This is a genomic window from Hydrogenoanaerobacterium sp., from assembly GCF_032017025.1.
Taxonomy (GTDB): domain Bacteria; phylum Bacillota; class Clostridia; order Oscillospirales; family Ruminococcaceae; genus Hydrogenoanaerobacterium.
This window is the reverse complement of the sequence record NZ_DALZQO010000010.1, coordinates 40,328-59,573: the sequence shown is the minus strand read 5'-3', so window position 1 is coordinate 59,573 and position 19,246 is coordinate 40,328. Positions and strand designations below refer to the sequence as shown.

Annotated in this window: 20 protein-coding genes, 1 pseudogene and 1 riboswitch; of the genes and pseudogenes, 3 read left to right on the top strand and 18 right to left on the bottom strand. The window is 47.9% G+C overall.

Features of this window, described 5'->3' with window-relative positions; genetic code table 11:
- Positions 1–5: 5 nt before the first annotated feature.
- Positions 6–1,382: an MATE family efflux transporter gene (locus tag RTV33_RS07860; RefSeq protein ID WP_312643199.1), complete on the bottom strand. Its 1,377-nt coding sequence runs from the start codon at positions 1,380–1,382 to the stop codon at positions 6–8.
- Between the two features lie 539 nt (positions 1,383–1,921).
- Here RTV33_RS07860 and RTV33_RS07855 point away from each other — a divergent pair.
- Positions 1,922–2,125 carry a DUF6514 family protein gene (locus RTV33_RS07855; RefSeq protein WP_312643197.1) on the top strand — a complete coding sequence of 68 codons (204 nt, stop codon included), beginning with the start codon at positions 1,922–1,924 and terminating at the stop codon, positions 2,123–2,125.
- Between the two features lie 181 nt (positions 2,126–2,306).
- On the opposite strand, the gene RTV33_RS07850 is transcribed toward RTV33_RS07855, so the two are convergent.
- The 14 genes and pseudogenes from RTV33_RS07850 to RTV33_RS07785 form a co-directional block, all read right to left on the bottom strand.
- Positions 2,307–3,176, bottom strand: a complete 870-nt coding sequence (locus RTV33_RS07850) for an AraC family transcriptional regulator (protein ID WP_312643195.1) — start codon at positions 3,174–3,176, stop codon at positions 2,307–2,309.
- 495 nt (positions 3,177–3,671) lie between these two features.
- On the bottom strand, positions 3,672–4,571 hold the full coding sequence (locus tag RTV33_RS07845) for a DUF1016 N-terminal domain-containing protein (RefSeq protein WP_312643193.1): 900 nt from the start codon (positions 4,569–4,571) through the stop codon (positions 3,672–3,674).
- An 85-nt stretch (positions 4,572–4,656) separates the two neighbouring features.
- Positions 4,657–5,235: a hypothetical protein gene (locus RTV33_RS07840; RefSeq protein WP_312643191.1), complete on the bottom strand. Its 579-nt coding sequence runs from the start codon at positions 5,233–5,235 to the stop codon at positions 4,657–4,659.
- 58 nt (positions 5,236–5,293) lie between these two features.
- Positions 5,294–5,842 (bottom strand): hypothetical protein, encoded by a 549-nt coding sequence (locus tag RTV33_RS07835; RefSeq protein ID WP_312643190.1) that lies wholly within the window; start codon positions 5,840–5,842, stop codon positions 5,294–5,296.
- A 27-nt stretch (positions 5,843–5,869) separates the two neighbouring features.
- Positions 5,870–6,144 (bottom strand): annotated as a pseudogene (locus tag RTV33_RS07830) (DUF4314 domain-containing protein).
- A gap of 20 nt (positions 6,145–6,164) precedes the next feature.
- Positions 6,165–6,449 (bottom strand): hypothetical protein, encoded by a 285-nt coding sequence (locus tag RTV33_RS07825; RefSeq protein WP_312643188.1) that lies wholly within the window; start codon positions 6,447–6,449, stop codon positions 6,165–6,167.
- Positions 6,446–7,186: a metallophosphoesterase gene (locus RTV33_RS07820; RefSeq protein ID WP_312643186.1), complete on the bottom strand. Its 741-nt coding sequence runs from the start codon at positions 7,184–7,186 to the stop codon at positions 6,446–6,448. The genes RTV33_RS07825 and RTV33_RS07820 overlap by 4 nt, the downstream gene beginning before the upstream one ends.
- Before the next feature lie 14 nt (positions 7,187–7,200).
- Positions 7,201–8,820: a recombinase family protein gene (locus RTV33_RS07815; protein ID WP_312643184.1), complete on the bottom strand. Its 1,620-nt coding sequence runs from the start codon at positions 8,818–8,820 to the stop codon at positions 7,201–7,203.
- Positions 8,793–9,686, bottom strand: a complete 894-nt coding sequence (locus tag RTV33_RS07810) for a recombinase family protein (protein WP_312643182.1) — start codon at positions 9,684–9,686, stop codon at positions 8,793–8,795. Before RTV33_RS07810 ends, RTV33_RS07815 begins: the two co-directional genes overlap by 28 nt.
- Position 9,687: 1 nt before the next feature.
- Complete coding sequence (locus RTV33_RS07805; protein ID WP_312643180.1) at positions 9,688–11,268, bottom strand: recombinase family protein; 1,581 nt, start codon at positions 11,266–11,268, stop codon at positions 9,688–9,690.
- Positions 11,269–11,359: 91 nt separating this feature from the next.
- Positions 11,360–11,518 (bottom strand): hypothetical protein, encoded by a 159-nt coding sequence (locus RTV33_RS07800; RefSeq protein WP_180951079.1) that lies wholly within the window; start codon positions 11,516–11,518, stop codon positions 11,360–11,362.
- Positions 11,515–11,901, bottom strand: a complete 387-nt coding sequence (locus RTV33_RS07795) for a type II toxin-antitoxin system PemK/MazF family toxin (protein WP_312643177.1) — start codon at positions 11,899–11,901, stop codon at positions 11,515–11,517. Before RTV33_RS07795 ends, RTV33_RS07800 begins: the two co-directional genes overlap by 4 nt.
- 631 nt (positions 11,902–12,532) lie before the next feature.
- Entirely contained in the window at positions 12,533–12,952 is a 420-nt protein-coding gene (locus RTV33_RS07790) for a sigma-70 family RNA polymerase sigma factor (RefSeq protein WP_312643175.1), read from the bottom strand.
- Between the two features lie 393 nt (positions 12,953–13,345).
- A riboswitch (cyclic di-GMP riboswitch) is annotated at positions 13,346–13,434 on the bottom strand.
- A gap of 118 nt (positions 13,435–13,552) precedes the next feature.
- Positions 13,553–13,894 carry a metalloregulator ArsR/SmtB family transcription factor gene (locus RTV33_RS07785; protein WP_312643173.1) on the bottom strand — a complete coding sequence of 114 codons (342 nt, stop codon included), beginning with the start codon at positions 13,892–13,894 and terminating at the stop codon, positions 13,553–13,555.
- Positions 13,895–13,990: 96 nt separating this feature from the next.
- Between RTV33_RS07785 and RTV33_RS07780 the strand changes: the two genes are divergently transcribed.
- A complete protein-coding gene (locus RTV33_RS07780; protein ID WP_312643171.1) occupies positions 13,991–14,407 on the top strand; it encodes a metalloregulator ArsR/SmtB family transcription factor in 417 nt (138 codons plus the stop codon).
- A 68-nt stretch (positions 14,408–14,475) separates the two neighbouring features.
- Here RTV33_RS07780 and RTV33_RS07775 read toward each other — a convergent pair whose 3' ends face one another.
- Positions 14,476–16,392, bottom strand: coding sequence for a heavy metal translocating P-type ATPase (locus RTV33_RS07775; RefSeq protein ID WP_312643169.1), 1,917 nt, complete (start codon positions 16,390–16,392; stop codon positions 14,476–14,478).
- Positions 16,393–16,458: 66 nt separating this feature from the next.
- Complete coding sequence (locus tag RTV33_RS07770) at positions 16,459–16,680, bottom strand: heavy-metal-associated domain-containing protein (RefSeq protein WP_396327235.1); 222 nt, start codon at positions 16,678–16,680, stop codon at positions 16,459–16,461.
- Positions 16,681–16,905: 225 nt separating this feature from the next.
- Here RTV33_RS07770 and RTV33_RS07765 point away from each other — a divergent pair, with 225 nt between their 5' ends.
- Positions 16,906–17,862: an AraC family transcriptional regulator gene (locus tag RTV33_RS07765; RefSeq protein ID WP_312643167.1), complete on the top strand. Its 957-nt coding sequence runs from the start codon at positions 16,906–16,908 to the stop codon at positions 17,860–17,862.
- Positions 17,863–17,887: 25 nt separating this feature from the next.
- On the opposite strand, the gene RTV33_RS07760 is transcribed toward RTV33_RS07765, so the two are convergent.
- Positions 17,888–19,159, bottom strand: coding sequence for a M23 family metallopeptidase (locus tag RTV33_RS07760; protein ID WP_312643164.1), 1,272 nt, complete (start codon positions 19,157–19,159; stop codon positions 17,888–17,890).
- Positions 19,160–19,246 lie beyond the last annotated feature (87 nt).

The window sequence follows — 19,246 nt, the reverse complement described above, 5'->3', positions numbered from 1 at the left end:
TTATTTTAGTTATAGGTGCTATTCTCTTTGCTGCCGAAAAGCTTGCGGGTATAGATGGTGAATACGGTAACGGTGGTAAGAACCGCAATAATATCGGCAACCGGCTCGGCAACAAAAATGCCCTGCCAGCCAAAGAAACGTGGAAGAATGATAGCAAGGGGGATGAGCAGGATGACTTTACGCAAAAGCGCCAGAAACGTCGAAATTTTCGCCTGCCCCAAAGCGACCAGAGTTTGTTGGCGGGCGTACTGGGCACCCATCAGCAGGGTACCCGCCATAAAGATGCGCATACCATAAACGCCGAGTTCCAGCAGAGCAGGGTCACTTGAGAAGAGATATACAAATACCTGCGGAGCGAGCATTGCAACAGCCCACAGCACAAACGAAAACGAAAGCGAGCTGATCAGCAGCAGCCGAAACGTTTTCTTAACACGGTCGAGCTTGCCTGCGCCGTAGTTGTAGCTGATAATTGGCTGTGCGCCCTGTGTCAGCCCTATCATAGGCATTAAAATAAACTGCATGGTACTCATAATAATTGACATAGCGCCTACAAGCTGGTCTACCTGAGCGCCGCCGTACGCTTTCAGCCCCGAGTTAAGCGTAACCTGTACTAGGCTTTCGGTAGACTGCATAATAAACGGCGATACACCCAGTGCGAGTACGGGGAGAATGATATGTTTTTCCAGTTTAAAATAGCAAGGACGAATTTTAAGAACACTTTCTTTGCTGAACAAAAATTTCAGTACCCACGCCGCCGAAATAAACTGAGAGAGAATGGTGGCAAGCGCGGCACCTTTGACGCCCATATCAAAGCCAAAAATGAAAATTGGGTCCAGTACAATGTTGGTTATTGCACCAATCAGTACAGTCATCATGCTGGTTTTTGCAAAGCCCTGTGCCGAGATAAACTGGTTGAGCCCCAACGAAATCTGCACAAACAGGGTGCCGATTAGGTAGATGGAAAAGTAATCGTTCGCATAGGGCAGTGTGTTCTCTGTTGCACCAAAGGCGATAAGCATCGGTTCTTTGGCAAAGAAAAAGAATACAGTAAGTACCGCCGATATAGCAACCAGCACTACAAATGAGTTGCTGAGAATTTTCTCCGCATCTTTGTAGTTGCCCTCTCCCATTTTGATTGCCGCGCGCGGGGAGCCGCCCATACCCACCAGTGCCGCGAATGCGGATATAATCATAATAAGCGGGAAAGCGATGCCGAGCGCTGCGAGTGCAAGTGACCCGCCTTGCGGCATTCTGCCAATGTACATTCGGTCAACAATGTTGTAAAGAGCATTGATGACCTGTGCGGTAATGGCTGGTACAGCAAGGCTGAGCAATAGCTTACCAACCGGCTGAGTTCCCAATTTGTTTTGCGTTGAATCCATTAAAAATCCTCATTTCTTTGCGTGACATTGCTAGGTCCGCTTCATTAACGAAATAAAAACCGCTTAAACAAGCCTGTTTAAACGGCATGCTGGCGAACATAACACCCTTTACCGTTCGCCCTTTCTTATACATTATAGCATAAATTGGTCTTAAAACGTAGTTTTATACTTGTGCATAGCACAAGTTTGCGTGCAGGAGCGCGCAAAGACCGTTTCCGACGTGATAAAACATATTTGAAAAACGGCAAATACCGATGCAATGCGGTATTCAGCCTTTGGGCAGAATATGTGTTTTATTATATCATTTTTTTCTATATATTTACAGGGTTGATTGCAAAGTTGTTTGATTTCTGTAAATTAAAACCACATTTCGTACGACATAACGTTGGGTAGGAAGAAGGTGTGCATTTTTATACTTGACCTGTAGGTATTACATACAAAAATACCGTAAAAAGTTCTAATTTCCTATGAATTTACATTAGCACTTTATTTGAGTATGATGATAGAGTAATGTTTTAAATTGAGTGAGGTGTAAGCTGGTGTATTGGGTAGTAAAAAAAATTTGTGAAGACAAGGACAACGGTAGCTATACAAGCTATGGGGTTGCAACAGAGGGGTATTATATCGGGGATATATCAATCGACTGCGAGTGTGTCAATAAGCTCGTACATCTGTGCAATACACTTGAGCTTAGCAAAGTGCATTTTATGGATGCGGTTGAGGATTGGGTAGCGGGGCTTTAGTGCTCCGCTATTTATTTAATTACAACGAAAAACAAAAATGTAAAAACCGTGCAAACATGCCATTTTTAGCAGTTTACACGGTTTTTTGTAATAATGGTGGAAAAAAGTTTTTTTAGAATGATGGTAGCTTGTAGCTTGACCGACAAATTGGAATCTGCAAGATGATACTCATCCCTATGCGCTATTGAATTGCAAGCAATTCGATATACCCTCTCGATCCAATTGGCTCAAGCTGTATGCGAGGATTTGTCTTATCCCAAGAATACCCTATGACGGATGGGTCATATTTTTTGATGGAAGCCCAAACTTCCTCAATTGCCTGGCAGTAATCCTCCTCTGCAAACGGCTCACCTTGGAACATGAGATATTTGGCGGCAGGCAGTTCAATCACATCAAAGCCTTCCGGTATTACGCCATCGTAGTCGAGCGCTAATTCAACGCCCTGCACATACTCCGACGTACCCGGTGTTCTGTATGCAGACGGCAGCCAGAGGCAGACGGGCTCACCACTGATTGATTTGATGCTCTGCAGCAGTCCCCATACATCACAGCCAACCTCTTCGCAATAGGTAAAATAGTCTGCTGCTGTTACGCCTCTTTTCATCAAGACTTTCCGTGCCGGCTTTTCGATAATTTGAATGAATATGCTTTTCAAGTTGCTCATAACAGATCTCCTTTCATATTTTCTGAACTTAACGCCGTATGGAGTGAAAAGATATAGCGGAACGGGCTTTAACGCATATTCACGAGGATTACAACCAAACTCACGAAAGAACGCCCGTTGATATCCATCTACGCTGCAAAATCCCATCTCAAAGGCGACATCAATAATTTTGCATAAGTGATCCCGTAATTGTAATGCCGATTTTGATAAGCGGAGCTTACGAATGTAATCAGATGGCGTCAATCCAACATGTTGCGTGAATAAGCGATAGGAATACCAAGGAGAAAACAACGATGCCCGTGAAAGGTCGGCAAGTGTTATATTTTCACTGAAATGGGCTGCAATATAATCCTGCATACGCTGAACGGCTTCGATTTGTTCCTGCACATCTTTCACCTCCAACATAATTATAGAAAAATTAGAAAAAATCATCTCGACTATTTTTGCTAAGCTGTCTGAAGTGGGGATTTATAAAATATCCTCATGATAAGCCCATTTACTATAGATTAAGCAGGTATCTGATATCATTGTAATTGAATAGAAGAAAAAAGAACAGACAAATTTCTCGCCGAAATTTGTCTGTTCTTTGTGAAAACCGTGGAAAAAAGATTTTTTCGAACCCCCGCAAAAATGACGATCCGTTAAAAAATCAAGCAGCAGTTTTACCTCTGAGTATAAACTGTAGACCCCAATAAGGACTTTTAATATTATATCAGGAAAGTCGAATATAAGCAACTCACGGCCTTATCCAAAATTATCAGCATTTATTCAATTATTATGCCGTAGGGTAATCTATTGACCTTTTTCAAATTATATATGCTTGTGGTGTCGAATGCAGAGAGGCGCTTTGTATTCGGTGAGCCTCGATCCTGGCTCTGCGGATTATAATAATGTGCAAAGACACAAGTTGTTCTGGCACAAAACTGCCCTCGTCAATTTGGCGGGGGCGTTTTGTTTTATTGCGCATATAAAAAGCTCCCGGAGATTTTCCATTCGAGGTCGCATACCGGACGGAAAGTTTTGCGGTGGTTTCAGCTTGTCAAACCACAATACACGAGGTGAAGGATCAGGTGGATGGTGATTGATGAAACTGAGCGGAGGCGGATCGTCATCTGCTTTGCGTTTGGCCTGCCGGTTGCCCTCTCTCCATGGGGAGACCGCAGTAGATAAGCTGCCCGTTCTGCTGGGCATATCAACTCCTTGGCGGAGCGGTTCACACGCTGGCACAAACGGCGCACACGCCGTTTCAACGGTTGCTGTAGTGTCTACGCCCGTATTGGACGATATATCGCTTACTGGGGCAATATCGGGTTCAGTGTTTTCAGCAGGACTTTCTTCATTATATAAAATATCAAAGGCATTTTCCTGAATGGCTTTCATGAGGGCCAGCTTGGAAAGATTCTGTGCTGCCGCAAGTCTGATATAAAAAGAGCGCTGCTCATCGCTTTCGCAGCACTCCAGTATAACGGCGTTTTGCGTCCAGCTCAGAGACTGCGCTTTTTCCATGAGAGCCGGGTCGTTTGCGTAGGTGCGGTAAAAGTCACGCATCCTGCGGAGATTGCGAAGGGAGAAGCCTTTCAGCAATGGGAACCGGATGGCGAGGGTTTCGGCCAAGTGAGCGACAAAGGCTTTTTCTCCCTGGCGGCAGATGCATCGGCCGATCAGGGTATAAAGCTCCATCAGAGATTGGTTGGATGGCTTGTCATAGCTTTCGTAGCAAGCGGTTATGGCAGATGCGATCTGTTCCATATAGAGGGAACTATCATTTTTCAGTGCTTTCATGGGCTTCTCCTTTCCGGCTCATTGTGAGCCTGTTTTATTATGTACCCGGCAGAGTCAGCTCTGCCGGTGATATTTTAAGAGGGTATCAGTAGCTTTGCTCCATTTCAAAGCCGCAGTCCTGCTCCTGGGCATCTTCGACAGAGGTGATGTTGACATATTCTCCGATGATGCAGAGCGCGTTGTCATAGCTGCCGCTGGCGGTGATCCGCTCCCGCATTTCTTTTGCCTGATCCCCAAGTCCGTTTTCCTTCAATGTTCGGGCGGCGATGCCCATCAGATTGAAAATATTGCCGTCCTGCCCGATGAGGGCGCAATCGGGTTTTTCCTTTTGAACAGGCGGCCCGTTCATATCGACACCCAGCCGGTTGGGGAGATAATCACTCAGCCAGGTGCCGCCAAAGGTTGCATAGCTCTGCAGCCGCCACATGGCGAGCTTTCCTATGTCCAGATCCATATTTTCCATTGAAAACAGCAGATTGGTACAGCCGTTATGCTCAAAGACGGAAACATCTTTGAACGTATCGCCGTTTTGCAGGATGCCCTCCTGCGTCAGCAGTTCATTGATGCCCTTTACCCATTCCGAGAGGTCACCGCCACAGCCCTGGATAACAAGCCCCTCACGGTCTGTCATGGTACGGAGTTCGTCTGTTGTAATATGCTTCATATCGTTCCTCCATTCGTTTCCTTGTAGGTTAAGAAATTAATCGTGGAAAAGTACGGCTCTAATTCATAGTCGGCCCGTTTTGCTGATTTGAATTGGGATCATCCGCCTGCTGGCCGTCTTTTTCCATTTCCGGCTGTTCCGGAGAGCAATGGTTCAGAAGATCCTGCACCCTCCACGGGACATTGTCGAAATCCACATGAATATCCCCCTCGACAGGGACGGTGTACCAGTATTCGTAAGGAATATATACGGTTGACAGGTACTTGGACTCAGCGGCCGTGATATGTTCGCCGCCTTGTTCAATGACACCCTTCGGCGTCAAAAAGAAGGTTCCCCAATGCTCGCCGGAGGACTCCAGATCAAGGGTCACGATGCCCAACCCGATATGGCCGGTGTTGCGGCCTCGAATGACAGCGGGAAGATCAACGATTTCATAGGTGTAGTCGTCGAAATAGTCCGTGCCGTATACCTCAATGCAAAGGTCATGCATCCGCTTCAGTATCTCTTTTGCGTAGCCGAAATCGTCCGAATTGCAGGAGTGATCCAGCTTTGCAAACTCCACTGTCGGAAGCATAGCGTTCAGGCGGTCTATATAGACCGCCCGCAAATCTTTTTCTTCCATTTTACTTTACCCTCATTCCATCTTCATGCCGAACTGCTCGGATTCACTTTCCTGCAGTTCGGTTTTTTCCGGGCGCGAGATCACGGAAAAGCTGTCCTCGCCTGGAATGACGCCGAGAGTGCGCCCATTGTCAAATGTACAGTGAAGCGTTCCAATGTCATCCACAACATCACCGTTCCCTCCGTACCGGGCAGAATGGGGGCATAGGGGTCATCCATTCCAATCAAACGGATGCGGGTTCCCTGCGGGTATTGCTCCTTGATACGTTGTACCTGCTTGTGGTCCATAAACATCACGATTCCTCCTATCAGGCCATCTCATGGCCCTGTTTTGATTGGCTGCCGTCCGCAGCCTTGACAGCCTCATATTCGGCTATCAGCTTTTCAGGCTCTTTGTATTCATGGGTGAACACGGGTCGGCCCAGCACTTTCTCCACCGCTTCCTGATAAAGCTCCAGAGGCATGCACAGCCGATCTTCATATAATTGAAACTCCACAATTTCCTGTGGGGATTTCCCCTCGTACCAGAGGCTTTCAGTCTTGGCAATCGCTTCTCTCGGCATCATACTCTTTTCCTCCATATGTTTCCTCATTGTATTTCCACCATCTGCTCCCATTGCAGAATGAATCGTCCCTCAATGGTGCGGTTGTCATGGTGGTGCCCGAAAAACCAATAGTCGAAGCTGCACCGGCGTTTGACCGTTTCCAAGAAACCGGTCAGACGGTCCGGCTTGTAGGGATGGCATACCTGTGCCGCAATGCTGTCGGGAGCGCAGTGGGTCAGGATGCAGTCCACATGCCAGCCGGCGTTCTCCAGATTCTTCAGGGCCGTTTCGTATTCCTCATCGCAGGGCAGTTCCTCTTTCCACCATGAAATATGGTTGATACGGTACAGCGCTCTGTGTCTGTCCAGTACCTGCTTGCGATACAGGAAGTCGGGATCGTCCGGCTCCAGTATGCCTGCGCTGATATCGTGGGAGGCAGCGCCGCCCATTGTAAAAAAGGTCATCCCGCCGATCTCAAAGACCTGCCCGCGCATCAAGTGCAGGATATGCTCCCGCACCTGATGGACATCGCCGCCCTTCCATTTCATGGTCGGAAAACGGTTCAGCAGGTCAAAGTTTTCGTGGTTGCCGTCTATAAACAGCGTGGTGAACGGCTGATTGTTCAGCCAGTCCAGATCCCGGTTCGATTGGGGTGTTTCATCCCATATCCCAAAATCGCCGCAGACAATAATATAATCATCCCGGCACAGGCTCTGCCCTGCAGGAAAGTATTCCTTTTCAAATCTGCGGAAATTACCATGGGTGTCTCCTGTAATATAAATCATGGTCGGTCCCTCCGTTACATGATCTGCTCGATTTCCGTTCCATCCTTGAAACGGATAAGCAGTTTATCTTCATCCAGCACTTTGATGGCGCCGATGAGCTGCCGCACCGTCAGTTCGTCAAAGCAGGTGATTCCTGTGTCTACTTTGTCCAGCTCCGCGGCGATCTGCTTGGCTCGTTTGTCTGCCTGTGCGATGCCCTGCTGGTTTTTTTCCAGCTCGCTGCGTTTTGAGACCAGTGCGGAAAACTCCATGCTGACTTCGTTCAAATCCTCATCGTATTGGGTGGAGTCTGCGCCCACAGACGCGGCGAATTGGAGGAGCTCATATTGCCGTGCCCGCAGCTCCGACAGCCTGCTGTCGATGGCTGCGATGCTTGTTTCTCCGCTGTTCCCTGAAAGGGCGGACAGGATGCTGTCCTGCAGCAGAGATTTCATGGTTTTCAGGCTGAACATTTCGTTCATGGCGGAGACCACGGCGGCGTGGATTCGGCCTTCTTCCAGCGTAGGGGAATCCTTGCAGAACTTTTTACCGTTTTCCAGCCGGTTGATGCACCGCCAGACGATTTTCTTGCCCTCCGGCCTCGTCCATGTGACACGGCGGTAGGGGCTTCCGCAGTTCCCGCAGGATAAAAGTTCGGTCAGCACATACTTGCCGCTGTATTTGGCAAGCTCGGTTTTAGCGTTTGCGCTGACCTTTCTCAGGCTGGAACGGCGGGCCATTTCCTCCTGCACCCGCTGGAAGGTCAGCTTGTCGATGATGGCGGGATGGCAGTTCTCGACATAATATTGGGGAAGCTCTCCGTTATTCTTCTTGGACTGGCGGGTGAAAAGGTCAGCAATGAAGGTCTTTTGTAGCAGGGCGTCCCCGATGTATTTTTCGTTTTTAAGCATGCCGCGGATGACGCCGTCATTCCATTTCTCCTTGCCTCTCAATGTTTTGATGCCATCTGCCTCAAGGTCAGCGATGATTTTGGCGACGCTGTGCCCGACCAGATATCGGGAGAAAACCCTGCGGACGATTTCCGCTTCCTCCGGGTCAATTTCCGGCAAACCGTCCTTACCCTTGCGGTAGCCGAGGAACCCCGCATAGTGGTAGTAGACCTTGCCGTCCTTAAAGTTTTTTCGGTGGCCCCAGCGGATATTGCCGCTCATGGACTCGCTCTCGGCCTGCGCCTGGCTCATCATGAAGGTGAGGATCATCTCGTTGTCCATGTAGAGGGTGTTGACATTCTCCTTTTCGAAGAAAACCCCGACGCCCATACGCTTGAGCTTGCGGACATAATCGAGACCGTCCAGCGTATTCCGGCAGAATCGGGATACTGATTTGGTGATGACAAGATCCACCTTGCCTTTTTCACAGGCTTTGATCATCCGCAGGAAATCCTTGCGCTTTTTGGTGGAGGTGGCACTTTTGCCTTCGTCCGCGAACATATCCACCATGGTCCATTCGGGCTGGGCGGCGATTCTTTCCGTGTAGTATTCAATCTGCGCCTGATAGCTGTCGAGCTGTTCCTCGGAGTTGGTGGAAACACGGCAGTAAGGCGCCACACGCAGGGCTTTTTTGCGGATATCCTTTTGGGCGTATATCGGATCGGCGGGGATAACCGTTATTTTCCTTGTTGCTGTCGCAGGCATTTTCCAATCTCCTTTCCATTCGCTTCAAGGGTTTTTCCGTTGATGAGCCGCAGTTCCAGACCGCCGCCTGTAAACCGGATTTCCTGTATGGCGGTTCTGAGGATTTCATTGCGGAGCTCATCGTCCATCGGGCGGTCTGTGATTCTCTCCCTCAGTATCTGCATTTGGTGATAAGGGGTATAATCGGGCAGTCCGCTATATTTTTCGGCGGCGCAGGCCAGTATCAGCATTTTGGTGTATTCTACACCCGGCTCCGCTTTGTTCAGTTCTCGGACCACCTCATTCTGGATGCGGGCCGCCTCCAGCGTCAGCTCTCCAGCCTGCTGTGGGAGGGGCCAGACAAAGAGGTCGGGGTTCTGAGCCAGTGCGTTCAACCGTCCTGTCAGGGCGGTGTGGGTATCCTCGTCCTCTATGTAGCGGCGGTTGGCACAGCCTTCCGTCTGACAGTACCAGCGAACCTTGCTTGATGCTCTTGTATCCCGGACCATCCTACCGCCACACACACCGCACACCGCCTTTTCACGGATGGGCTTGATGTAGTCCGGGCAGGGGGTGTAGGTGTTTTTATCTCCCCTGATAAGCTGGATATGCATAAAGGTTTCCGATTCGATGATCGGCGGGTACTCCCTTTCTCCGAGGTAGCGTTCATTTTCGAGGATGCGCTTGACCATGTGCTTATTCCACTGGTTGGTGTGCTTGTGATAGGGGATGCCCCGGAGCATCATCTCGTCAGCAATCTTGCTGTAGGCCATTCCCTCGGAGTAAAGCCTGAAAATCTCTTTGACGGCTGCCGACTCCGTGGGGCAGCACAAGATTTCGCCGTTTTTCATCACATAGCCGAAGGGGATTTTTCTCTGCCATGCCATGTTACCGCACCGTCCTTTCCATGGTTTCCTTCAGTGTCAGCCCGTTGTAAAGGGTGAGGTTCATCTCGGTTTCCGAGGAGATGGTGATCTTCTCCACCAGCGTTTCAAACAGTTCCTCGTTGAGCTCCCCTAAGTGTTCGGGGCTGGACTCCAGATAATCCAGCATCGCTTCCGTGGCTTTAATCTGCCTGTCCTCACCGGTGGTTTCCATGATACGGCGGCGCAGACGGCGCAGTTCCCGGAGCTTGAAGTCGATTTCGCCGGTTTGGGATAAATAAAGAGCAGAATCTACGTATCCCTTCGACTTGAGTCGAACAAGAACGAGATTCTGCTCGGTTAACTGCGCTATTTCTTTATCAATATCGTTTATCTTGCGATTGGAGCGAAGTTCCTTTTCCCTCAGATCGGTGAGCTGATTTAAGAGTGGTGACAGGATTTGCTCACGGTGTCTTTTCATCTTGTGGTACATTCGGAGAACCCCTGCGACAATCTGTTCCTCCGGTACTTGAGAGATCGGGCAAAGGTCTTTGTGGCTGTCATGCCTCCGGCAAATCCAGTAGACCTTTTCATTGACGATTTTCCTTCGGAACAGGGTACCGCAGTTTCCGCAGTGGAGTTTTTTCGTCAGCAGTGTGGAGGAAACCGTATCCGCTATCTGTGCCCTGCGAGTTTCCAGAAGCGTCTGCACCCGCTGGAATTCATCCTTGGAGACAATCGGCTGATGGCAGTTCTCCACGAAATATTTGGGCTTTTCTCCTTTATTCCGCACCTGCCGGAATGGGATGTCGTTGGTGGCGAAGCTCTTTTGCCAGACCATATCCCCGGTGTAGGAGATGTTGGTGAGGATATATGCCACTGTGCTTGGGTGCCAGATTGTTCGCCCCTTTGTGCGGGGGAGGCCCATCCTGTTCAACTCGTCTGCGATATCATTTTTTCCCTGACCACTCAGGTAGGCGGTAAAAATGCGCCGAACCACCTCGGCCTGCTCAGAGATGACCACCAAGGTGCGTTCCTCCAGCTTGTAGCCGTAGGGGGTGGCCGGTGAAACGTAGTCGCCCTTTTCCATTCGAATGCGGACGCTGATCCGCATATTGTTCGAGTGGTTTTGTGATTCCATTTGTGAAAAGGCGCCGTAGATGGTGGCAATCTGCTCCGATGTCATCTTGCCGGTATCGATGTTCTCCTTCTCAAAGCGGATGGAGATGCCAAGCCGGAGGAGCTCCCTCACATACTGGATATACTCCTTTGTGTTCCTCGCAAAGCGGGATATAGATTTAACGAGGACGCGGTCGATTTTCCCATCCCTGCAGTCCTGTATCATGCGGTTGAAATCATCCCGCTTGCTTGCCACAAGGCCGGTAATGCCTTCGTCGGCATAGATGTCTGCCAACTCCCAGCCTTCATGGTTCGCGATGTGCCTGGTGTAGTAATCCACCTGTGCGATGTAGGAGTTCTGCTGGTCATCGGAGTCACTGCTCACACGAGCGTATGCCGCCACGCGGAGCTTTGCGATTTCTGGCTTTCTTGCTGATATGACAGTGATTTTCGGCGGTTCCGCCGATGCTAAATTAGGGTTATACATCTTTTTCCCCTCCTTTCAACGACATACACTACCACACCTCCCTGCACATAGCTACTGAATCATTGAAAACAAACAGAAAACAAGACAGGGGTCAGCAAGGGGCGATAATGGTGGGCCGCAGCCTGCGTTCCAAGTCCTTTTTGACCTTTTCGATTTCCGACTCCGTCATGCCCTTGGCGGCCGCAAGCTGCACGAGCTGCTGCAGGGCGGCAACGAACATAAGGTTATCGGTTACCTGGGTGTTTGTCATGGCGTTTCCCTCCCAAATAAAAAAATCGCCGGACTCAGTCCGACGCTGATAGAAAGTGCCTGGTTGATTTCTTCCATCTCCTGCTCGTCCAGCCTGCCGATAAAGCCCTGAAGCCGGAATCGGTCAATGGTGCGTATCTGCTCCAGAAGTGCAAAGGACTCCCTGGACAATTTGCCCGCACCGGTAATAGCTGTATGAGTGGGCAAGGGCTTTTTCGGCCTGCCGGTGATGGCACAGACGATGGTGGTGGGGCTGTGGCGGTTTCCGATATTGTTTTGCAGGACAAGTACGGGGCGGATGCCTCCTTGCTCACAGCCCACAACGGGGTTTAAATCGGCGTAGAAAATATCGCCGCGGCTGATCTCTTGCTTTATTGTGTCCAAAACTTTGCACCTCCTTGATGTGAAATCCTCTTTTTTCTTAATGACACAAATATAGGGACCGCTCCGCTGTGAAGGCAGAGCGATCCCCATCGCTTCTGACATTAAGTCATTTTACTGTAATCAAGGCGCTTAATTCGACACTACTCCCCAAGCGCACTGTGCAAAGCAATGCCTTGCACAACAAAGGCGACGGCCTGAACTGCGGCTGGCTTCACCGCATCATGGGAATTCCACCCCCGCCAGGATCTCTGCCGGCTGCCCTCATTGCGTGATCCCCCGGTCAGGGGGGCTGTGACTGGACAGAAGTATCAATATAGGCTGACGGGATTATTGCGAGACAGGCTGCCACAGCCTGTTTTCCGGTCGGATGGGTACCGCTTAGCACCTTATTTGGCCGTCTTTGATAGGAGCAGAAAGAAACGAGCGAACAGAAAAATGAGTGATTTCGTTTTTCTTGCTGCCTGCCTACAGGTGGTCTTGGCGCATCCTCCGGGGTCGCTTTTCCCTTTCAGGGCCCGTCAGCTAACGTATTCAAGTCATCGGATATTCAATTTTCAAAGAGCATTTGGGGGAATAAGAAAACCCCCTCACTACTAATCCGGTTTCGTGGGGGGGTTGAGCCAAATTATTTTTACTTTTCCATAAGTTTTTTTAGACGAGTCAGGATACGAGCCTTTCTATTGTGAATGGTTTTTTGGGCAATTCCTGTTTTTTTGGATACCTCATGCTCACTTTTATTCTGAAAAAACAGCATAAAAATAAGCTCCTGTTCCTCTTTGGTAAGCTGCTTGAGGCATTGATGTAGCTTTTCTGCCAGCAGCTTGTCCACAGCAACCTCCTCCACGCGGGGAGAGGTGAGGTCTGGAATCGCATCCTCGCCAGTGGTTTCCTCCGTATCCAGAGCACTGTAATAAAATACGCCGTGTGCCGAGTCCTTTTCCTCCAGATGCAGTTCCCGGCGCTTCATACGGTAATAGGTCAAATAGATTTCTTCGGTGACAGGGACGAGCTGCCCCTGAATTTTGATGTAATATTCTTTTCTTTCTGCCATATGGCTTGTCCTCCGTTTTCTGAATTTTGATGGTAAATCAAAATGTCAGAAGCGGAGGAGAGCGGCAGCATGGAGCTGGAGTTACCGTATATAAGAAAGGATTGTAAAACCCTGTAAATTTCCGTCGTTGTGAACAGTTTCTTGTCGAAAGAAAAAAGTCAGTAGTTTGCCCTTGGCAAAATACTGACTTTCTTAGTAGAGGATTATGAAAGTGTATATGTAGAAGTCGGCATAGACGGATTGTGTCGTCTTTATCTACACCTCTGTAAAGGCAAGAAACAGCGTATACGCATTAAGGAACCCCTTTCACCATGGCAACGTAAAGCGAAAGTAAGTATCCAGATGCCTATATATTCCGTCAAAAGCCGTGAACGTGAGCAAGAGCCTACCCGCTACTGGATAGAGCAGGCTTTGCGTCCGGAAACGTCTTAGACCCTTTAGCTTTGCGTCCCCGGCTTTAGCCGGGTTTGCCCACAATTTTATTTATTTAACTATAGTTATGTCACCTTTCTCCAACCGTTTTTATGTCTCTGAAAAAGCACCATTGGAATAGGAGTAGGCAATAATAACCGCACTTTTAAATAAGCCTAAACCAAATTTTTAGTAGTCTGAGGTACAACCCTCACCAGATGATACTATCTGGTTAATTTCGATTTGAGAGCCATATATGTTTATGAGAAACGCTCTTTGCTTCTCATCCTTTATTGCATAAAATATCTTTTTCCCTGCCCTGCGTCGCTTCACAAGCTGAACAGAACGTAAAACTCTTAGCTGATGCGAAATGGAGGATTTTGACATGCTCATGCGGTCTGCTAAATCCCCCACGCACAGATCTTCATTCATGAGCATCCATAGGATACCAAGGCGTGTTTCATCTCCAAGAGCCTTAAACAGGATACTCATATTAGTTAGATTGACAGGCAATGCGAAAAATGTTTTCATTGCATTCCCCTTCCTTTAAAAAAATTTGACTATTAGAAAGTACGGACATATAATTAAATAATCAAGTAATTATTTAATTTGGAAGGTGTGATCTCTGTGGGTTCAAGAAAACTGCCACACGACCACGGGCAAAGTATTGAAACGATTTTGGAGCGGATTCCTGAGGAAAAAGCTTTTTCTGAAGCCGCTTCTTTTTTTCAGCAGCTGAGTGATGGTACCCGGCTGCGGATTTTGTGGCTCTTGTGCCACTGCGAGGAATGTGGAATTAACATTGCGGCAGCCATCGGAATGAGCACTGCAGCAGTGTCTCATCATTTGAAATCTTTAAGGCTCAGCGGCCTTATTACCAGCCGGCGAGAGGGAAAAGAGGTTTACTACACTCTGGCAGATACAGAAACCGCCCGACTCATTCATTGTATGATTGATGATTTTTTTCAGGTATCCTGTCCGGGCAAGGGAATCACGAACCACAAGGAGCGTGAGCAAAAATGTGCTACTCACAACGAGGCGTGAATAGCACATCTGAACTGCTCGGCTGAGCCCTGTTTTGTTGCAAATAACACGACAGCCATTGTTGGGATTTATCTTTTTACCTGAATGTATTTTTTAACGTTCAAGGCGCGAATTGCGTTTAGGATAGCAATGATGGAAACGCCTACATCCGCAAAGATAGCTCCCCACATATTTGCGATTCCGAAGGCTCCCAACACCAGTACGATTCCTTTTACCGCCAGGGAGAAGGTAATATTCTGCTTCACAATGCGGAGTGTTTTGCGGCTAATCTTCATTACTGTGGCGATCTTGGATGGCTCGTCAGTCATGATTACAACGTCAGCTGCTTCAATGGCAGCATCCGAGCCAAGGCCGCCCATGGCAATTCCCACATCTGCTCTTGCCAGAACCGGCGCATCATTGATACCGTCGCCGACGAAGGCCAGCATTTTTTTCACGCTTTTTTCGCTGATTAGCTTTTCAACCTGCATAACCTTATCGGCAGGCAGCAGCTCGGTATATACCTTATCAAGATTTAACTGAGCCGCTACCTTTTTACCTACGGCATCTGCATCACCGGTGAGCATAATTGTCTGCTTTACCCCGGCCGCTTTCAAATCCAAAATAGCCTGCGCAGAGTCCGGCTTGACTTCATCTGCAATGACGATGTATCCGGCATAGACTCCATCCACAGCAACATGCACGACGGTTCCTACGGAGGAAGAATCCTCATAAGCAATATTTTTGAGCTTCATGAGCTTGGCATTACCTGCCAAGACGACCTTTCCGTCGATAGAGGCCTGCACGCCATGGCCGGCGATTTCCTCAATATCGCTGATCAACGAGGGATCAACCGCTTTGCCATACGCCTTCTTGATGCTTACCGCAATCGGGTGGCTAGAGTAGTCCTCCGCATGGGCAGCGATTCTGATCAGATCCTCCTCGCTCATACTAAGGGCACGAACCTCGCCCACAACAAAGTTTCCTTTGGTAAGGGTGCCGGTTTTATCAAACACAACAATTTCGGTATCGGCAAGAAGCTCCAGATAGTTGCTTCCCTTTACCAAAACGCCAGCCTTGGAAGCACCACCTATGCCACCGAAGAAGCTGAGGGGCACTGAAATAACCAATGCACAAGGGCAAGAGATGACAAGGAAGGTAAGGGCGCGCTCAATCCAGATAAGGAAAGACTGCCCGGTCACAAGAGGTGGTATAATTGCCAGCGCAACTGCCGCAAAGACAACAACCGGCGTATAGTAGCGTGCGAACCGAGTGATAAAGTTTTCGCTTTTACTCTTTTTATCCGAAGCGTTTTCAACCAGCTCCAGAATTTTTGAAACAGTGGATTCTCCAAACACCTTTGTAACTTCAATTGTCAGCTTGCCGGTCTGATTGATACAGCCGCTGATAACCGAATCTCCAACACTAGCGTCACGAGGGACAGATTCGCCGGTAAGCGCTGATGTGTCCAGCGCAGAGTGGCCGTCTGTTATCACACCGTCCAGAGGGATGCGCTCTCCGGGCTTTACAATGACTGTATCGCCAACAGCTACCTCTTCCGGGTCTACCTGTACCAGTTGACCGTTCCGCATCACATTGGCATAATCAGGACGGATATCCATCAGGTCAGCGATGGAGCGCCGTGAGCGTGATACTGCGTAGGATTGGAACAGCTCCCCTACCTGATAGAACAGCATAACGGCAACGCCTTCCGCATATTCTCCAAGACAGAATGCACCGATTGTGGCAATGCTCATCAGGAAGTTTTCATCAAACACCTGACCTTTGCGGATATTTTTAAGTGCCTTTAGAACGATTTCACCACCGATGATCAGGTAAGAGGCAAGAAACGCTATGAACACAATGTAGTTCAGAGCTGGTGAACGGAACAGTTCCCAGCCAAGCAGATTAAACATCTGCTCGCCGCGTGCCAGCGGTATTGCTAAAAAGAAGATTACTCCCGCAACCAGAATCCGTTTCAGGAGATTTTTTTCCTTTTTATTCATTTTATATAACCCTCCTTCTTAACGAAGCGGCAGCGGTTGTATGCACAGTCGCTGCCGCTTTCGTTATTAATCTAAAAACACAAGGTCTGCTTCAATCTTGTTTGCGGTTTTCTTAGCTTGCGTGAGGACTTCGTCAAATTTCTCATCGGGAGCCTCCAGTATCATTTTCTGACCCATGAAGTTCACCTTGCAGCTGATGACACCCTCCAGCTTGGAAATGGCGTTCTCGATTTTAGCGGCGCAGTTGGCGCAGTCCAGATCCTGCAATTTAATTGTTTTTTTCATCATGTATACCCCTTTCGGTTGTTATATTTTTTACAATCAAATCAAACGATTAATCAATTGCTTGATTGTTATATTTATAGTATATGCATCTATACAGGTGCTGTCAACAGGTAGGCAGGAACTTGACTAATCGGGCGAAAAAACTGACCGATTGGAGCAAAACACAGACACAAAGCTTTGGTGTTTTGCATTTCTTGCATTATCGTCCAGTAAACAGGAGGTAGGAAAATGAACTCAAATAAAACTTCGCATTTCGATAAAGAAATCCTTATAAATGAACCTGAAGATCATGATACATATAATCTAAGACTACCGGAGGGTACCGCAACCGCACAGGTCTATCAGGTCTTTCCAGGGATTCAAGCAACGAAAATTGATATATCTTCCTATCAATATTTGCCTGAGACAAACAAATCCAGAAGAATTATTGAGATCAACCACTGCCAGTCCGGTCGTTTCGAATGTCAGATGGAAGACGGTTGCTTTCAATATGTGGGCGAGGGGGATCTCTTTCTCAGTCCTCTCCAAAATCACTGCAACAACATTGAATTGCCTTTGGGATACTATCAGGGCTTTATAATTACTATTGATTTAGATGGCATACCATGTGAATGGAGTCGTATCCTTCCTGGAATGCCCAACAATATATGCAGTACGCTGGAGCGTTTTTTTCTCCTCGACGAGTGCTTTTTAATACAATCGAGGGATGCTATCAAGCACATCTTTTCCGACATGTATTCTGTTTCAGAAAAAATTAGAGGCGTATATTATCGTCTCAAGATCATGGAATTGCTGCTGTATCTTTTCTGCTTTGACCCTATGATTGAAAGCAGAAAGAACATTTATGCAAGGCAGCAAGTAGACATAGTCAAACAAATCCAGAAGCGTATAACCGAAAAACTGTCTTATCGCTTTACGATTAAAGAACTGTCTCAGGAGTTTCTTATTAGTGCCACCGCTCTGAAACAGCATTTTAAGGGCGTGTTTGGCCAATCAATAGCGGCTTATATGAAAGAATTTCGGATACAGAAGGCATCCCAACTTCTTTGTGAATCCGAACAGAGTATTGCAGATATTTCAGCAGCTGTTGGCTATGAAAGCCAGAGCAAGTTCTCGGCCGCATTTAAAGAGATTATGAAAGTTACGCCTTTGGAATACAGAAAGACACACCGGATAAATCCATAAGGTAGTCGGGGTGTTGCCACGTTATTTACAGAAAATCATACGGGTTACGAATGGAACCGTCTACCCGAACTTCAAAATGACTGTGATTGCCTGTCGAACGTCCCGTGGAACCAACTTTCGCAATAGCTTGTCCCCGATAAACACGCTCGCCCTTGGAAACCAGTAGGGATGAATTATGCGCATAGTAGGTCTGGGTTCCATTGTCATGGGTGATAATGACGAGATTTCCATAGCTACCGTTCCAGCCCGCAAAGGTGACCAACCCACCATCAGAAGCTTTAACATTTGTTCCATAAGGCGCTGCGATGTCCAGTCCGGAATGATAGTTCGCGCTTCCCAAAAGATTTCTGTTGCCAGTTGTAGATGTCACCTTCCCAGAAAGAGGCCAGATATATGATCCATAGGAAGCCGTTTTGGGACGGGGAGTAACACCCTTTGCGATGATTGTTTTCGTGGGATCTGTTAGCGTTTTGGTTTCAGTTATCGTGCGATCAATTTCTTTGTTATTTACATAAGTAACCTCGGCAGTAACCTGTGACTCTCCCGCCAATCCCTCTGTTTTCATTTGTGTTTCGCCTACATAAAGAGAAACGTCATCAATATACTCGACGGGACTTTCTATTGCCTCGGTATAGGTGACACTCTCAACAGTCCTCACAGACAGAAATGGAATGGCATTCTTTATATTGAGCACATCACCAATCATAAGCTCATCTACGCTGGCCTGTGGATTAAGTGCCATCAGTTCACTAAACCGCAGTCCATTGTCATTAGCAATTTCACTATAGGTATCACCTTTTGTCACTGTATAAGAAATCGCCTCTTCGGTATTTGCAGTAAGTATTTCACGAATAGCTGACGGATTACTTAGCGTGTCGGCTGCGGTATACTCGTAAGAAATGGATACATCCTGTTCGAACTGATATGTTTTAGTGTTTTCATTTGTAAACTGCAAACTGAGCTCATCCAACAGGCGTTGCAAGGAAGACCTGTCCGTTGATGAGCCGATTGTAACGCCATCTACTTTCAGCACATAGCTCTTCTCAATCTCATTGACCTGATTGAGAAGTGAAGCTCTTATGTCCTTTTCTGTAGAAAGCTCGTCCTTTCCCACAATGGTCATGCTTACATCTATGTTGCTTGCAAATTTATACTCTTCACCCAAAATGCCGGCGGCCTGTGCTTCAACAGAAGTGACGGCCTGTGTGTACACAGCGGGATCATCCACAACGCCGATTTGCGTTCCGTCAACCGTGACGGCATAAGCGGGAAAACAGAGTGATTGCAGAATACTCATAACAAAGGCTGCCATCACGGTAGAGGTGCCCAGCACGGCAAATATGCGCTTCGTAATCTTCTTGTTTTCCGATATGGAAATGGTCGT

Excerpts from the sequence above, each read along its gene's own strand:
- RTV33_RS07815 (WP_312643184.1), bottom strand. The coding sequence starts at position 8,820 with ATGCCTGCGACAGCAACAAGGAAAATAACGGTTATCCCCGCCGATCCG.
- RTV33_RS07790 (WP_312643175.1), bottom strand. The coding sequence starts at position 12,952 with ATGGCAGAAAGAAAAGAATATTACATCAAAATTCAGGGGCAGCTCGTC.
- RTV33_RS07760 (WP_312643164.1), bottom strand. The coding sequence starts at position 19,159 with ATGAGTATTCTGCAATCACTCTGTTTTCCCGCTTATGCCGTCACGGTT.
- RTV33_RS07825 (WP_312643188.1), bottom strand. The coding sequence starts at position 6,449 with ATGAGGAAACATATGGAGGAAAAGAGTATGATGCCGAGAGAAGCGATT.
- RTV33_RS07860 (WP_312643199.1), bottom strand. The coding sequence starts at position 1,382 with ATGGATTCAACGCAAAACAAATTGGGAACTCAGCCGGTTGGTAAGCTA.
- RTV33_RS07810 (WP_312643182.1), bottom strand. The coding sequence starts at position 9,686 with ATGGCATGGCAGAGAAAAATCCCCTTCGGCTATGTGATGAAAAACGGC.
- RTV33_RS07775 (WP_312643169.1), bottom strand. The coding sequence starts at position 16,392 with ATGAATAAAAAGGAAAAAAATCTCCTGAAACGGATTCTGGTTGCGGGA.
- RTV33_RS07765 (WP_312643167.1), top strand. The coding sequence starts at position 16,906 with ATGAACTCAAATAAAACTTCGCATTTCGATAAAGAAATCCTTATAAAT.
- RTV33_RS07770 (WP_396327235.1), bottom strand. The coding sequence starts at position 16,680 with ATGATGAAAAAAACAATTAAATTGCAGGATCTGGACTGCGCCAACTGC.
- RTV33_RS07820 (WP_312643186.1), bottom strand. The coding sequence starts at position 7,186 with ATGATTTATATTACAGGAGACACCCATGGTAATTTCCGCAGATTTGAA.
- RTV33_RS07800 (WP_180951079.1), bottom strand. The coding sequence starts at position 11,518 with ATGACAAACACCCAGGTAACCGATAACCTTATGTTCGTTGCCGCCCTG.
- RTV33_RS07785 (WP_312643173.1), bottom strand. The coding sequence starts at position 13,894 with ATGAAAACATTTTTCGCATTGCCTGTCAATCTAACTAATATGAGTATC.
- RTV33_RS07805 (WP_312643180.1), bottom strand. The coding sequence starts at position 11,268 with ATGTATAACCCTAATTTAGCATCGGCGGAACCGCCGAAAATCACTGTC.
- RTV33_RS07840 (WP_312643191.1), bottom strand. The coding sequence starts at position 5,235 with ATGAAGCATATTACAACAGACGAACTCCGTACCATGACAGACCGTGAG.
- RTV33_RS07845 (WP_312643193.1), bottom strand. The coding sequence starts at position 4,571 with ATGAAAGCACTGAAAAATGATAGTTCCCTCTATATGGAACAGATCGCA.